General features: G+C 35.2%; 15 protein-coding genes and 1 pseudogene. All 16 read right to left on the bottom strand.

Going from position 1 to position 15,102, the window contains the following annotated elements; translation table 11 throughout:
- Positions 1-41 precede the first annotated feature (41 nt).
- Positions 42-926: a glycosyltransferase family 2 protein gene (locus PSYCG_RS03215; RefSeq protein ID WP_020442913.1), complete on the bottom strand. Its 885-nt coding sequence runs from the start codon at positions 924-926 to the stop codon at positions 42-44.
- Between the two features lie 93 nt (positions 927-1,019).
- Positions 1,020-1,334 (bottom strand): IS30 family transposase, encoded by a 315-nt coding sequence (locus tag PSYCG_RS03210; protein WP_020442912.1) that lies wholly within the window; start codon positions 1,332-1,334, stop codon positions 1,020-1,022.
- A gap of 6 nt (positions 1,335-1,340) precedes the next feature.
- The gene (locus PSYCG_RS03205; protein ID WP_020442911.1) at positions 1,341-1,490 is read right to left on the bottom strand and encodes an IS30 family transposase; all 150 of its coding nucleotides are present in this window, start codon (positions 1,488-1,490) and stop codon (positions 1,341-1,343) included.
- Positions 1,491-1,553: 63 nt separating this feature from the next.
- Positions 1,554-2,006, bottom strand: a complete 453-nt coding sequence (locus tag PSYCG_RS03200; protein WP_187289121.1) for a helix-turn-helix domain-containing protein — start codon at positions 2,004-2,006, stop codon at positions 1,554-1,556.
- A gap of 83 nt (positions 2,007-2,089) precedes the next feature.
- Positions 2,090-3,175 carry a glycosyltransferase family 4 protein gene (locus PSYCG_RS03195; protein ID WP_020442909.1) on the bottom strand — a complete coding sequence of 362 codons (1,086 nt, stop codon included), beginning with the start codon at positions 3,173-3,175 and terminating at the stop codon, positions 2,090-2,092.
- A 261-nt stretch (positions 3,176-3,436) separates the two neighbouring features.
- Positions 3,437-4,084: a transposase gene (locus tag PSYCG_RS13305; protein ID WP_020442908.1), complete on the bottom strand. Its 648-nt coding sequence runs from the start codon at positions 4,082-4,084 to the stop codon at positions 3,437-3,439.
- Positions 4,085-4,308: 224 nt separating this feature from the next.
- Positions 4,309-5,655, bottom strand: coding sequence for an O-antigen polysaccharide polymerase Wzy (gene wzy, locus PSYCG_RS03185; protein WP_020442907.1), 1,347 nt, complete (start codon positions 5,653-5,655; stop codon positions 4,309-4,311).
- Between the two features lie 68 nt (positions 5,656-5,723).
- Positions 5,724-6,596: a glycosyltransferase family 2 protein gene (locus PSYCG_RS03180; RefSeq protein ID WP_020442906.1), complete on the bottom strand. Its 873-nt coding sequence runs from the start codon at positions 6,594-6,596 to the stop codon at positions 5,724-5,726.
- A 7-nt stretch (positions 6,597-6,603) separates the two neighbouring features.
- The gene (locus PSYCG_RS13100; RefSeq protein ID WP_020442905.1) at positions 6,604-7,554 is read right to left on the bottom strand and encodes a glycosyltransferase family 2 protein; all 951 of its coding nucleotides are present in this window, start codon (positions 7,552-7,554) and stop codon (positions 6,604-6,606) included.
- A pseudogene (locus PSYCG_RS03170) lies at positions 7,541-8,807 on the bottom strand (O-antigen translocase). Before PSYCG_RS03170 ends, PSYCG_RS13100 begins: the two are co-directional and overlap by 14 nt.
- Positions 8,808-9,911, bottom strand: coding sequence for a DegT/DnrJ/EryC1/StrS family aminotransferase (locus tag PSYCG_RS03165; protein WP_020442904.1), 1,104 nt, complete (start codon positions 9,909-9,911; stop codon positions 8,808-8,810).
- Positions 9,912-10,766, bottom strand: coding sequence for a WxcM-like domain-containing protein (locus PSYCG_RS13180; protein WP_020442903.1), 855 nt, complete (start codon positions 10,764-10,766; stop codon positions 9,912-9,914).
- Positions 10,766-11,641 (bottom strand): glucose-1-phosphate thymidylyltransferase RfbA, encoded by an 876-nt coding sequence (gene rfbA / locus PSYCG_RS03155; protein WP_020442902.1) that lies wholly within the window; start codon positions 11,639-11,641, stop codon positions 10,766-10,768. The genes PSYCG_RS13180 and rfbA overlap by 1 nt, the downstream gene beginning before the upstream one ends.
- Complete coding sequence (gene rfbB, locus PSYCG_RS03150) at positions 11,641-12,699, bottom strand: dTDP-glucose 4,6-dehydratase (protein ID WP_020442901.1); 1,059 nt, start codon at positions 12,697-12,699, stop codon at positions 11,641-11,643. The genes rfbA and rfbB overlap by 1 nt, the downstream gene beginning before the upstream one ends.
- An 18-nt stretch (positions 12,700-12,717) precedes the next feature.
- On the bottom strand, positions 12,718-13,752 hold the full coding sequence (locus PSYCG_RS03145) for an NAD-dependent epimerase/dehydratase family protein (protein ID WP_020442900.1): 1,035 nt from the start codon (positions 13,750-13,752) through the stop codon (positions 12,718-12,720).
- A 23-nt stretch (positions 13,753-13,775) separates the two neighbouring features.
- Positions 13,776-15,053 carry a Vi polysaccharide biosynthesis UDP-N-acetylglucosamine C-6 dehydrogenase TviB gene (tviB, locus tag PSYCG_RS03140; RefSeq protein WP_020442899.1) on the bottom strand — a complete coding sequence of 426 codons (1,278 nt, stop codon included), beginning with the start codon at positions 15,051-15,053 and terminating at the stop codon, positions 13,776-13,778.
- Positions 15,054-15,102 lie beyond the last annotated feature (49 nt).

Below are 15,102 nucleotides of genomic sequence, written 5' to 3'. Positions count from 1 at the left end.
TATTTTTTTGCCATAAATTTGGCACCAATATTCAGCACGCCCTAGTATAAATGCTCAGTTGAACTATTAATTGTTTTTTTTACTGTTTCAAACATAATCTGGTGCTCGATAGCTACCATTTTGTATCTATCAGTAGGGAAAATAGCATCCAAAATAGTATAACGTATGCTTAGCAATTTCTGTCTTTTATACAAATCATTAATAAATTCATTAAATTTATTGTTATTATAGTGCTTATGCATAAACAATATTCTTGACTTGCACCAGCGACGATAAAAATCATGCTCTCGAACAGGCTCACTTGCGCCAACTTTATGATAAACGCTTAATTCCTCATTCTTTATTAAAGGTAAACCTTGTTTTTTTATACGATAGCATATATCCACATCCTCACAAAACATAAAATAATCATCATCAAACCCATCAATTTCTTTAAACAAATCTTTTCTTATAAATAACAATGATCCTGAAAACCAACAAATCTCATTCGTGTAACCAAAACTTTCAGAGAACTCATAATCATAATGCTCACACATATCAAAACCACTATCACCTAATATCTTACTACTAATAACACCATAATCTTGGTTTCTAATAATAAATTGATACATTGAAGACAAGTAGTTGTTATCTGTCATCAAAACATCTGGATTTATAATCAACAAATGGGCTCCATTAGCTAACTCAGCTGCCGCATTTGTAGCACGTCCAAAACCAATATTCTTATCTATCTGTACTACTTTAATGTCAATAACATCGTAAAAATTATTTTTAGATATCATTTCTTCAAGATTTTTATTCTGAACATTATTACTAATAATTATTTCAAAATCTAGTTTTGAAATCGTTTGTTCTAATAGGCTATATATAAGTGCTTCAATATAGCTTTCTGTATTATAATTAACAATTAATAATGAAAACTTCATTCGAGCTCCAAAGGTTGATATAGGTTTTTATAAAAAATAAAGTATAACCTAAAATGAAATTTAATTGGCTAAATTAACACACCAATTGCAACGCTAAATTATATTATAGAACACCTGATTAGGCGTTTTAAACCCTAAGCGTTTTCTTGGTCTGTTTTTTAGTTTATTCTCAATGTTCTGTATCTCATTATCAGAGACTTGTCTAAAGTCACAACCCTTAGGCAAGAACTCTCTGATCAAGCCATTGGTATTCTCGTTGGTTCCTCGCTGCCATGACGCATAAGCATCGGCAAAGAAGAAAGGGCTAAAGAGCTTTTGTTTCACCTTCTTATGCTGAGCAAACTCTTTACCATTATCAGAGGTAATAGTCTTAACTTGTAACCTCACCAGCTTTAAGATATCTATCATTGCCTCTTATACTTGCTGTGCCGTTTTATTACCTACACGCTTCATCTTCAGTAGCCATATTTTACGTTCAACAAGTGTCACAATCGCTTGCTTGTGATGCTGACCGATAACGGTATCCGCTTCCCAGTCACCAATACGTGATCTATCTTCTACCACTTGAGGACGCTTGTGAATAGAGACTCTGTCATTGATGCGTCCACGAGTCTCGTTAGTAAGCCTTTAGCGATAAGGCTTGGCTTTGCGCCTAAGATACTGCCATAAGGTGCCGCCTTGTCTCTTATCTGTCCATAGGTAGCGATAGATACTCATATGGCTAATACCACCATGAACGCCTGCAATCTGTTCAGGACTCCAATACTCTTTGAGTTTGACTTTGACCCAAACGTCTATAGCAATGGTGAAGGCATTTTTCGCTCGCCATGCTGTCGCCTGCTCATTTGCAAACTGTGCCCGATAACCTCGCTGACTCTTATTACGCCTAATTTCTCTTGATATAGTAGTTGGGCTTCTGTTTAATTTATCGGATATAAATTTAATACTGTGTTTTGCCCCTTTGAGAGCATAAATCTGATATCGTTCACTAAGACTTAGATGTGTATAGTTCATGGTTGCAATCTCACTTTGGCGGTGGAGAGTAACCTTGGTGCTATCGCATCTAGGCTTCTTTTTCATCTGCTCTTTGAAATTGCACTTCATTTGTTAATCTAAGTAACGCAAAACTGGGATGATTTTTTTACATTGAACTGATTACATAGCTATTTAAGCATTGAGGAATATAAATCAAGATGTAGCTGCGCTGCTATACTTATAGAGTACTTATGTGCATTAGCAATTGCGTTAATTGAATACTGTTTTATCAGACTTTTTTCTGAAACAAACCTAATGATTTCGTCAGCTATCGCTTGAGGGGAGTGTGGAGGTACAGCGACTCCGTTATCACTTCTAGCTATAATTTCAGCACAACCACCAACGTCAGTGACGATACAAGGTAGTCCTACTACAGCAGCTTCAATCAGCGCAATAGGTAATCCTTCGAACGATGAGCTCATAAGAAAAACCTCAGCGTCATAAAGAAATTCGGGAATATTGGTTTTCAATCCAACAAATTCGACTACATTGTTAAGTTTGTTCTTATCGATATAATTTAACAGCTCATTTTTGTAACTGTTATCGCCTTCGCCAGCTATCAATACTCTTAATTTCTGTTTTGATTCGGTATCTAGTAGCATTAGTGCATGTAACATATTTAGATAGTCTTTTTCAACATCTAAGCGACCCACCATTACAAAAATAACTGTATCTTTTAGACACCTTTCTCTGATATAACCAACAAATTTATCTTCAGAAACTGCATTAGTTATAGTAGTAACTTTTCTACCAGTATACATACCTAGGGCTATAGCACATTTTTCTGATATACCAACGTACTCATCAACTAAATTATTAAAAATTTTATAAGTTAACTTACCCCAGCGACTGGCAATAGTATGATGCGTATATACTATAGGTATTCTTAATAAGGAAGAAAATACAATCCCATAAGCTAGATGAGTATGACAAATATCTATATCATTCTTGATAACATAATTTCTAAGTCTTGCCATACCTAACCAAGGTTTTTTTCTAGTCTCGTTGCCAATCACGTAAGTCGTAACACCAGAAGACTCTAGATCATCTAAAAAATTCTTTTCATAAGTTAAATCCCTATTAGCATTAGTGGCTGAGCTCAAAAAAGCAATATGTATCTGATGTCCTTGTTCAGATAAATATTTTGCTATGTCTTTAATATAGACTTCCGCCCCACCTGAGGCCGGCGCTGATAATATATGCAATATATTCATATTGTATCCAAAAAAATTATCAAAATAACTAATGTATAATAAATCCACTATAAAAGTGTTACAGCGTTGTAGTCAGTTCATAATAAAAGAGATACATCCCATATCATGAAACAGTTTAGGCAGACTATTCTCTATCCACCATTAGCGTAAAAACTTTGCTTGTGTCCATTTTTTTCAATGGGATTTAAATCAGGACTGTAAGGTGACAGCAATAGAATACAGTGACCATGCCTATTCAATAGCTTTTGAATGCGTTTGCGCTTATGAAATCTTGTCACTTAGGCATATTCTTCGTCTCGCGCAAAGCAGTGCTTTATCCTTGCTCATATCCATTACAATCACATATTTGCTCTTAAGACTTGGGCTTAGTGTGTGCTTGCACCAGTGATAGAATACCTCTCTATTGATGTTTTTCTCGAAGTAATCAAGTGCAAATAATACTCTCTCGTACAGGGCACCAATGACGTTGGTACGTTTTTTATCTTGCCAGTTGTAACGATCGATACAAGGTTTACCTATTGGAGCATAGCCATAAGGTCTGATAGTTTCAGCGTCAAAGCCACTTTCATCCATATAAACAATGGGGTAGTCTTGAATCATATAATCACTCAAATGATTGGAATACTTAGCTTTTTTTATCGGACAGGCCTTTGGATGTTCCAAGGTCTTTTTTTGACTGATACCAAGGCACTTTAGGTCATGATGAATGCTTGTTTTGCTACAACCCAGACGATTTGCGTGCTCATATTTATAGTCATCAGGATACGCTTTGACATCCTGAAGCAAAGCATTATCAGGTATTTGAGTCAGGGCTTTATCTCGCGCTTTCTTATGCTCTAAAATCTGTCTCCAGCTATGCATAGTACTGGTGCTAAGCTCGTAGAACTCAACCGCTTGAGCATAGGTCATGCAATCATCTAAGCTTTTGATTACCTGTTTACGAAAATCTAGTGAATAAGCCACGATTATTTATAAAGATAATGATTTAGTTGATTTAGTTGATTTAGTTGATTTAGTTGATTTAATTTATAACACTTTTAAAAATATGTGATTATATATTGCATTTCAACTATTTAATTTTGGGAATTATTTAATTAGCTGATACACATTCTTATATAGAACTGAATATGTTATTACATACGTTGATGTTTATACTTTTTACCTAAAACTAACTTAAGTGAGAAATAGAAAAATGTATATAAAAAAACCAAAAAAACTAGGTAAGAAATACTTGCTCTATTTATAGAAAATACTGTAATCAAAAAACAAAAGAACAAGCCTCTATAGTACATACTTGAATTATTCAAAAGAGATATTTTGAAAATTAACTTTCCCCAGATAAAGTTATAAAGTAGAAACAAGATAGAAAAGCCAAATGAAAATGCATAAAAATCTCCTAACAATGACCATCCCCAACCCATATTATCATAATATACTGAAGGAGCTAGCCTATAGGATAAACTTTGTGAAAAAGATAATTCATAGTTGTTGATATCAGTAAAAAAAGAATAAATAATTTGAATTCCTGGAAATATAGTTTTCAGATAAGCTAATACAGGATAGTCTGTCTCTAGACTTCCTATACCAAACACCATCATAGAAGTACCTTGTCCATAAAATATTTCTAATATTATAGTATCGTAAAAGCTACCTCCAGATGTAGTAGCTCGTGCTCCACTCAATGAAGATAAATAATTAGTCATGAGAAAAACAAAAGGAATAGAAGCTAACATTAATATTTTTTTAGGACTAATTTTCTTAGTTCCCAAAAATAGCCACAGTAAAATAATTATAGCATTAATAAAGCTAGATCTTGCACCAGTTAATACACCTAGTAGCTGACCAGCAATAAAAATAGAAAATAAAGAGTAAAAAATAAATGGCTTAATGTTTTTATTTACACTATATATTGTTGCCAAGCTAGCCACGAATAGAGTGTTTGATATTAATGCAAATGGAGCTTGATACACTTCACCCTGTGCTTCATATAAAGCTAAATAACCCTTATTTATTGCTATTGCTACCGCTTCCAATTGAAAATATATGCTAAAAGTACCGGTAACAAAAGACAATACTATAATCGCTGATAACACTTTCTTGTTAAAATATTGGTTGTTATTTCTATTTAGAGAACTAACGTTATTTGATTTGTATAAAAACCCTATTATAAATGATATCAGAGAGCAATTTATAAGAAAGTTTAGCTTTATTTTTTCATAACCGCTTAGACAATAAAAGTAACCAAATTCGTAACAATAAATATCTTCTACACCAAATATATTAGCTATGTACCTTCCACCAATGAATAGAGTAAAACCCACCAAATAAACTATAGATAGTTTTACTAAATATTCATCAGGAGAGTTTTTCCATAAAATAATAAAACTTAAGGATAAATTCAAAATTAAAGAGATAGAAAATACAATATCATAGCTATAAAAATTATATATTAATAAAGAAGAAATACAACTAACTATCATTATTAAAATAAAAAAAGATTCTTTAAACTCATTTTTTATTTACCTGTTATTAAATACTAGCTTAACTTTCATTTAAAAGCTATATTCCTAATACAACGATAAAAGTCCTTATGAAACACGCTCATCTTGTCTGCTTTAACCACTTCTTTCAGAAGAATATAGCCTTTTCTTTTATCTTTTATTATTACAGCAGCAATTCTTCTCCATATAATCCTCTTTAGTGAAGATAAGTATAAAGGATGAAACTTATATTCTTCAGCAATTTCTGTCATTCCATTATAAATAATCTCACCTTTTTTAATAGTATTATCATCATGCAAGCGATATTTTACGAATTTTTCATTTAAATTTACTAATTTTCCTAATTGTGAAAGTTTTAGCCACATATACCAATCTTCGATCGGACATCCCTCTTTATACCCTCCCACCGACTTGATATCCTTCATTCTAGAAATCTGGGTACATGCATAAAGATTGTGTTTACACAAAAAAACATCTTCAAACGTGTATTCCTTATATAAAGAACTTCTTTTACTTATAATTTTATTATTACTGTCTACCCAATCAACTGAACCCATTAATGCACTTATATCAGCATGACTTTCCAGATATTCAATCTGAATTTCTGTTTTATTAAATATCATTTGATCATCTGATGCTAATGCTGAAAAATATTTCCCCTTACACCATTCCAAAGATTCATTTAAAGTGGCACATAAACCCTTATTTGACCTACTTCTAAAATCGAAATTTATAAATCTCTTTTGGCAGATTTCAATCATCGATTGAATTTCCAAAACTGAGTCATCAGTTGACCCGTCATCGATTATAATTAGTTCTATATTCTCATATGTTTGATCAATTACACTCTGAATTGAATCTTTTACAAATTGCTCATGGTTATAGCAAGGTATTACTACTGAAACTAAAGGGTTTACCATATCGTTCTCAACGTATATTTAATGACTTTAATATAGTTAACTGAAATATTTTTTTTAAACTTAATCTATGGCAGTAATCAAAATATATGATTTCCTTTGTAGACTGGTATATCATTTTTTCCCACTTTGATATATTTTTAAGTGCTAATTTATTCCTATACATATACAATTTAGTACTCCAGATTACAGCAATTAACTCTTCATCTACTTTTTTCTTTAGTTTGGTATTTTTATAATAATAATTTTTAACTATCAATGCATTTTTTATCATTAAATATCTATCACTATTTACTTTTTTCGTTGTCGATAAACTATTGTGACAATAATAATAGACACCCTTACTTCTTACTATGTTTTTTGAATTTGAAAAATTAAACCTAGTAATTACTTCATCATTATTAATATAATTCTCATTATTTGCATTATATTTATCATAATCAATATAACTTTTTTGGATAATGCTTTTCTTAATCGTTATACATCCATGAACTTTCCATCCATTTAGAGAGTTCTCAACACAATCTAATGAGCTCAGCTTTCTATCACTCGTATAAAATACAAAATCATTCCATATCCCGCTTTTATTTTCAACACACATCTCAGGAATAATAATATCCACATCAACATTATTATGGTGAATATTGTAAATTTCATCTATACAGTTATCTGATAAACCATCGTCACAGTCAAATACCATCACGTACTCTGTTGAAGCTAAATCTATTCCAGTTCTTCTTGCAGCAGATGCACCACCATTAACTCTTGTTATAATTCTATAATTAAACTCAACTCCTAACTTGATAATCTCTTCTAAATTTTCAAGCGTTTTATCTTCTGAACCATCATCGACAAATAAAACGTCAAACCTTTGATTCGTTTGCTTTTTTAATACTTTCACACAATTTATAACATTTAATTCTTCATTGAACATAGGGATAATTATACTAACAAGGTTCATATGATAACCTTTTGAGTTTTTTAAATGAGTAATAACTACAAACTATCCAATATAACAGACAGTTCAACGCGAAAGCCATAGCAATACCTTTAAATCCGAAATGATGAATAAAAAATACAGATAAAGGGATGATACTCAAAGCGAAAATAGTTTCTGTAACTATGAATATCTTCGTCATTGCTTTACTGAGCATCATAAAACTTATAATCCAGCTTCCTATTTTTATTACATCTCCTACCAATTGCCAAAACATGAGCTCCTTCATCGGTAAAAAATCTTTTGTAAATAAAAGATTTATTATAAAGTCTTGATAAAAATATATTATTAGTGACAATATACATGCCAAAGGTAAAATAACCTTGTATCCATAGTTTATCTCTTTTTTAATATCTTTATATTTTTTAAGTTCTGACAGTCTTGGTAAGTAGTAAACGGCCAATATTGTTGAGGCAAACATTAGGTAACCACCACTTAGACGCGTCATTGCATCCCAGTAACCTGCATAAGCTACATCGTATTCAGATATGATTAAATTTCTTAAAATAATTTGGGATAAATTTCCAAAAACTACGCTCACTATTGCCATTAATGCAAAACTGGATATTTTTTTTAATACCTCAGGATCTATCTTTCCAAATAGGTAAGAAATTTTAAACCAATCTGATTTATAACATATAAAGAATGTCACAAAGAAAGCCACTGATTGATATATAGAAAGTGCAATCAATGCACCATATAAACGAAAGTTTATAGCTAACAATCCAGTTATAATCAATGAAAGCAAACTACCAATAATATTTGCAATCACAAGTTTAGATATTTCTTTTTTACCATTTAATATGGCTAAAAATAATATATTGAAGTTAAATAATACTAAAAATATTGCAAACCATACAAAGACTGATTGATACTCAACTGATTGAAAAATATATAAAGAAAGTCTTTTTTTGGAATAATAATAATAAACCAGAAATTACTATACTAAATAAGAAAACAATGCTGCCAGAAGTCTTCCAAATAGCTTTTTGCTTCTCTTCATCTTCGTAATATTCTGCAGTATATTTTACAACTGCTGTATTAACTGCGCTTCCTGCGAAGGCAGTCATTATCTGTACAAAATTTTGAAACTGACCGATTACTGCATATCCTGATGGACCAACATATACTGCTAATATTTTGTTCAGTATGAGCATAGTCGCAGTCTTAATTAAGACCGCTATACCATTGAGTGCGCTAGTTTTGAGTAAATTCATTTATAATTGGAACTCATTGCATACCTGAATGACTGTATTGATGTCTTCCATAGTCATTGTAGGTCCAATGGGCAAACTCAATACCTCTGCATGAATTTTTTCAGAAATAAGATAGCTCTGATCATTCCATTCTTTATACGCAGGCTGCTGATGCGGTGGTATTGGATAATGAATTAATGTCTGAACCCCATTGTCAGTTAGGTACTTTTGTAGCTCATCTCTATGTTCACAGCGGATCACGAAAACATGCCAAACATGAGCGCTATCATCTTCTTTTTTAGGCAATATAATTGCGTTATTGTTAATACCTTTAAGGTAAGCATTCGCGAGTTTACGACGATGTGCAATCTCATCATTTAAATGGTTTAGTTTTACATTAAGCATCGCTGCTTGAATCTCATCTAGCCGGCTGTTAACGCCTTGAAATAAGTTTTTATACTTTTCATATGAGCCATAATTACGTAACGCACGCAAGGTATTAGCCAACTCTTCATCATTCGTCGTGATTGCACCTGCATCACCTAGCGCACCTAAGTTTTTACCTGGATAAAAGCTAAAACCACTTGCATCACCCCAACTGCCTGCTCTCTTACCATCAAGGCAAGCGCCGTGGGCTTGCGCCGAGTCTTCTAATACCAACAACTCATGACGTTTAGCAGTATCCATAATAGCTGGCATATCAGCTAATTGCCCATATAAATGCACAGGGATTATAGCTTTTGTTCTGCTAGTCATAGCTGTCTCAATTTTGTTAGGATCGATATTAAAGCTATATATACAGGGTTCAACTAATATAGGCGTTAAGTTATTGGCACTGATCGCTAATATGCTAGCTATATAAGTATTAGACGGTACGATAACTTCATCACCCTCTTTTAGCTTACCTAACTCCTTCCATGCTCGCAGTGTCAAGATTAGGGCATCTAAACCATTGGCCACACCAATTGCATATTTCGTCCCACAGTAATTAGCAAATTGCTGCTCGAATTGTTCGAGCTCACTGCCGCCAATATACCAGCCTGAATCAATAACGCGAGTACAAGCATCTATAAGCTCATCACGATATTGAGCGTTAATTGCTTTTAGATCAAGAAAAGGAATCATTTATACATACCCTTGAATAACGGCAGGGTTGCCCACCATAATTGCGTTTTCTGGAACATTCTTAGTCACGACGGCTCCAGCACCTATTAATGCATTTTTTCCAATGGTAATACCTGGTAAAAGAGTAGCATTAGCACCAATACTCGCCCCTTCTTCTACAACAGTTATTGGAAATTCATCTGGGTACTGTTTTGAGCGCGGCTTCTTATCATTCGTAAAAGTGACACAAGGCCCGATAAAGACGTTATCCTTTAAAGTAATACCGTCCCATATATAGACGCCTGACTTAACCGTCACGTTATTTCCGATTACCACATCATTTTCAATCAATGTATGAGCACAAATGTTGCAATTTTCTCCAATGACTGCATTAGGAAGAATCACACTATACTGCCAAACTTTGGTTTTTTGTCCTATAGTGGTTGACATCACATCAGACAATGGGTGGATAAAAGGCTTATTAACTTCATTCATAAACTCATCGTAATCACGAATATAATCCGCTTCATCATACTGTGCACTTGCCAATACCAACATCACGCAATCTTCGCTAAAGTCATGCATTTCATGCCAAACCATAGGGGGAATCATCAAACCTATATTAGATTTATCAATGCGCACTTGCTGCTTTTCTATGCCGTTATCCATTATCATATTGCAGCTACCTTTTATACAAAAAGCTAACTGCATAAGTTCTTTATGGGCATGAAATCCACGGGGAACATCAGGTTTGGCATCTAATATGTAATAAAACCTTTTAACCTCAAAAGGGACGTTTTTATTAGATTCAGCTACTATGAGCGAACCTCGATCATCTCCCAGATTTGGTAGCTCGACCCATTCTATTAGGCTCATCACTTATCCTCTGCTAAAGAGATTAGATACTGACCATACGCATTCTTACTCATCGACTGACCAATCTCAGCCACTTTCTGCTTAGTCAACCAACCATTATTGAGGGCAATTTCTTCTAAGCAAGCCACTTTATAGCCTTGACGCTTTTCAATGGTCTCTACAAACTGCGCTGCTTCTAGTAAGCTCTCATGTGTACCAGTATCTAGCCAAGCAAATCCACGACCTAGTAGCTCGACATTGAGATCACCACGTTCCATATACATCTGATTTACAGTGGTAATCTCGACTTCGCCTCGATCAGAAGGCTTTACCTTCTTCGCAATCTCTATGACATCATTATCATAGAAGTACAAACCAGTTACCGCATAATTAGATTTAGGCTTGACAGGTTTTTCTTCTATTGAAATGGCGCGCTTATTTTCATCAAATGCTACTACGCCAAAACGCTCTGGATCTTTAACTTGATAGCCAAAGACGGTTGCGCCTTTTTGACGATTGACAGCTTGACGCAGCAATGGAGTAAAGCCTTGACCATAAAAGATATTATCCCCAAGCACTAAACAGACATTACTATCGCCAATAAACTCTTCGCCGATGATAAAGGCTTGCGCCAAACCATCTGGACTAGGTTGAACCGCATAACTGATATCGATGCCAAGCTCTTGACCGTCGCCGAGTAAACGCTTAAAACCATCTATATCATCTGGTGTGCTAATAATAAGCACCTCACGGATACCTGCGAGCATCAATACAGACAACGGATAATAAATCATCGGTTTATCATAGATAGGGAGCAGCTGCTTAGAGACGCCTTTAGTAATGGGATAAAGACGCGTACCTGAACCGCCTGCTAAAATAATACCTTTTGTATTCATTACTCACCTGCTCCTAATCTTTCACGCTGATAGCTGCCATCTTGAACGCGGCTGCACCACTCCATATTGTTCAAATACCATTCGACCGTTTTTCTAATACCACTATCAAACGTCTCTGTCGGCGTCCAATTTAATTCATTGGCAATTTTGCTTGCATCGATTGCATAGCGCAAGTCATGTCCTGGGCGGTCTTTTACAAACGTAATTAATGATTCGTACGGCTGACCATTTGCCTGTGGTTTTAGCTCATCTAAGATGTGGCAAATGGTTTTGACCACTTCGATATTTTGCTTTTCGTTATGACCACCGATATTATAAGTTTCACCCACTTTGCCTTCAGTGACCACTTTATATAAAGCGCGTGCATGATCCTCTACAAACAGCCAATCACGTATTTGGTTGCCTTTACCATAAACAGGCAAAGCTTTGCCGTCTAAAGCATTTAGGATAACCAATGGAATAAGCTTTTCAGGAAAATGGTAAGGACCATAATTGTTAGAGCAGTTAGTTATAAGTGTAGGAAAACCATAAGTACGCTGCCAGGCTCGAACCAAATGGTCTGAGCTAGCCTTAGACGCAGAATAAGGTGAACTTGGTGCATAAGGGGTGGTTTCAGTAAAGAGGTCTGTCGTTCCATCAAGATCACCATACACTTCATCGGTAGAGATATGGTGGAATTTAAACTGTTGCTTGCTTATGTCATCAAGCGTTTGCCAGTATTGACGCGCGACTTCTAATAAATGATACGTACCGACAATATTAGTATTAATAAATTCAGCTGGTCCATCGATAGAGCGATCTACATGTGACTCTGCTGCTAAATGCATCACAAGATTGGGTTTAAAGCTATCGAATGCTTGCTCTAACGCTTCCTTGTCACAAATATCAATCTGTTGAAATGTATATCTTGAATTTTTATCAATCTCTTTGAGAGATTCTAAATTACCCGCGTAGGTTAATTTATCAATATTTAAGACTTCGTCGTCCGTATTATGGATAATATGGCGGATAACAGCAGAGCCGATAAAGCCTGCGCCGCCAGTAACTAATATTTTCATAAAAATCTACTTATTTTCTTAAGTTAAGGACTTTACATACCAAGGCATCGCTTTCTCGATACCTTGAATAATATCAAACTGTGGCGCATAGCCTAACGCATTTTGTATTTTGCTAATATCAGCCTGACTATGACGCACATCCCCTGCTCTAAAATCTCGATAGACTGGGTCTTGAGTGTAGCCAACCTCATTAGTACTTAAATGCTCTTTAAGTGCTGAAAATAGCGTATTAAGAGTAGTACGACCGCCAACTGCTACATTATATACTTGGTTCTTGGCTTCGTTATTGGCTGTCGCAGCTAAAATATTAGCTTGTACCGCATTTTCAATAAAATTAAAGTCGCGACTGGTATCACCATCGCCATTAATAAATACTTCATCACCTGCGATCATAGCAGCCGTCCATTTTGGTATTACCGCTGCATAGGCACCATCAGGTGTTTGTCGTTTACCAAAAATATTGAAATAACGCAGACCGATCGTTTTAAAGTTATAAGTACGTGCGAACACATCGGCATACAGCTCATTGACATATTTAGTCACCGCATAGGGTGATAACGGATTGCCAATAGCATCTTCGACTTTTGGTAATGCTGGATGATCGCCATACGTTGAGCTACTAGCCGCATAGGTAAAGCTAGCAACCTTTGCATCACGAGCTGCTACGAGCATATTTAAGTAGCCTGAGATATTGGTATCATTGGTATTAATGGGATTAGCAATAGAACGTGGCACCGAACCTAGTGCTGCTTGATGCAGTACGTAGTCTACGCCTATACATGCTGACTGACAGTCATCTAGATTACGAATATCGCCTTCTATAAAAGTAAAGTTCTGCCACTGATCTTCATTTACTAAACCCTGTACTTCATCTAAGTTATGCTGAAAACCAGTAGCAAAGTTATCTAGACCGACTACTTTTTGATTTAGTAACAATAACTCTTCTAGTAAATTAGAGCCTATGAATCCCGCTACCCCAGTAATCAACCAAGTTTTTGGTTCGTTAATTAATACTTTTTGAACTTTTTCATATGCAGTTAACGTCATAACCATTACTTTCCGTATTTTTTATAGATTTATAAGCGGATATCAGTGTCTTCTTTAGTGAAAACATACTTTAAATCGTAAAGCACGTGTTCATTCTTGCCAAACGCTCTAATCTGATCTACACCCAGCTCGACGAATTCATTATGCGCGACTGCTAAGATAATACCATCATAGTTATTTATAGCGGGCTTGCTAATAGGCGTCACATTATATTCACGCTCAGCTTCTGCTTTATCTACCCAAGGGTCATAAACATCGACTTCGATATTATATTCTTCTAACTCATGGACAATATCGATAACCTTGGTATTACGCACGTCGGGGCAGTTTTCTTTGAAGCTTAATCCTAAGATTAAAACTTTGGCTCCTTCAACTTGAATGCGCTTTTTAATCATGGTTTTAACGAGCTGCGTGACAACATACTCGCCCATACTATCGTTCAGGCGACGGCCAGCCAAAATGATCTCAGGATTATAGCCAATAGCTTGCGCTTTGTGCGTCAAATAATACGGATCAACGCCAATACAGTGACCGCCTACTAAACCCGGTCGGAACGGTAGAAAGTTCCATTTGGTTCCTGCTGCTTCTAATACTGCTTGAGTATCTATCCCCATCTTATTAAAGATAACGGCGAGCTCATTGATTAAAGCGATATTTACATCTCTTTGGGTGTTTTCGATAACCTTTGCCGCTTCTGCCACCTTGATACTGGCAGCTTTATGCGTACCCGCGGTAATAATTAAGTTATATACGTCATCAACGAAATCTGCTACCTCAGGTGTCGAGCCTGCTGTTACTTTTAGGATATTAGTAACACGGTGCTCTTTATCACCCGGATTAATACGCTCAGGACTGTAACCCGCATAAAAATCTTTATTGAAGGCTAATCCAGAAACTTTTTCGAGTACTGGGATACAGACTTCTTCAGTCGCACCAGGGTAGACGGTAGACTCATAGACCACAATATCATCTTTTTTCAGCAGGCTGCCGATAGCCTCAGAGGCTTTTATTAATGGCGTCAAATCGGGTTGTTTATACTTATCGATAGGCGTCGGTACGGTCACTATAAAAAAGTTACAATCTTTGAGTGCTTTGATATCGCAACTGTAACTCAAGTGCGAGGCCTGTGCTAATTCTTCATTACTCACTTCTAACGTATGATCTGTACCTGTGCAAAGTGCAGCTATACGACTGGCATTTATATCGAAACCTACTACTGGCAAAGACTTACCAAACTCAACCGCCAATGGCAAACCTACATAACCTAGACCAATGACTGCAATTCTTATATCTTTGATGTCTAACATAATATTCCTTTGCCAATCTAATCAATTCTATTTAATAGTATAATACTTA

Source organism: Psychrobacter sp. G (assembly GCF_000418305.1).
In the GTDB taxonomy this organism is placed as follows: domain Bacteria; phylum Pseudomonadota; class Gammaproteobacteria; order Pseudomonadales; family Moraxellaceae; genus Psychrobacter; species Psychrobacter cryohalolentis.
This window is presented reverse-complemented; position numbering and strand designations above follow the sequence as displayed.

Coding starts and splice junctions, on each gene's coding strand:
- PSYCG_RS03180 (WP_020442906.1), bottom strand. CDS start 6,596: ATGGTAAACCCTTTAGTTTCAGTAGTAATACCTTGCTATAACCATGAG.
- PSYCG_RS13305 (WP_020442908.1), bottom strand. CDS start 4,084: ATGACCTATGCTCAAGCGGTTGAGTTCTACGAGCTTAGCACCAGTACT.
- tviB (WP_020442899.1), bottom strand. CDS start 15,053: ATGTTAGACATCAAAGATATAAGAATTGCAGTCATTGGTCTAGGTTAT.
- wzy (WP_020442907.1), bottom strand. CDS start 5,655: ATGATAGTTAGTTGTATTTCTTCTTTATTAATATATAATTTTTATAGC.
- PSYCG_RS13180 (WP_020442903.1), bottom strand. CDS start 10,766: ATGAGCCTAATAGAATGGGTCGAGCTACCAAATCTGGGAGATGATCGA.
- rfbB (WP_020442901.1), bottom strand. CDS start 12,699: ATGAAAATATTAGTTACTGGCGGCGCAGGCTTTATCGGCTCTGCTGTT.
- PSYCG_RS03200 (WP_187289121.1), bottom strand. CDS start 2,006: ATGAAAAAGAAGCCTAGATGCGATAGCACCAAGGTTACTCTCCACCGC.
- PSYCG_RS03165 (WP_020442904.1), bottom strand. CDS start 9,911: ATGATTCCTTTTCTTGATCTAAAAGCAATTAACGCTCAATATCGTGAT.
- PSYCG_RS03195 (WP_020442909.1), bottom strand. CDS start 3,175: ATGAATATATTGCATATATTATCAGCGCCGGCCTCAGGTGGGGCGGAA.
- PSYCG_RS03215 (WP_020442913.1), bottom strand. CDS start 926: ATGAAGTTTTCATTATTAATTGTTAATTATAATACAGAAAGCTATATT.
- PSYCG_RS03145 (WP_020442900.1), bottom strand. CDS start 13,752: ATGGTTATGACGTTAACTGCATATGAAAAAGTTCAAAAAGTATTAATT.
- rfbA (WP_020442902.1), bottom strand. CDS start 11,641: ATGAATACAAAAGGTATTATTTTAGCAGGCGGTTCAGGTACGCGTCTT.
- PSYCG_RS13100 (WP_020442905.1), bottom strand. CDS start 7,554: ATGAACCTTGTTAGTATAATTATCCCTATGTTCAATGAAGAATTAAAT.
- PSYCG_RS03210 (WP_020442912.1), bottom strand. CDS start 1,334: ATGATAGATATCTTAAAGCTGGTGAGGTTACAAGTTAAGACTATTACC.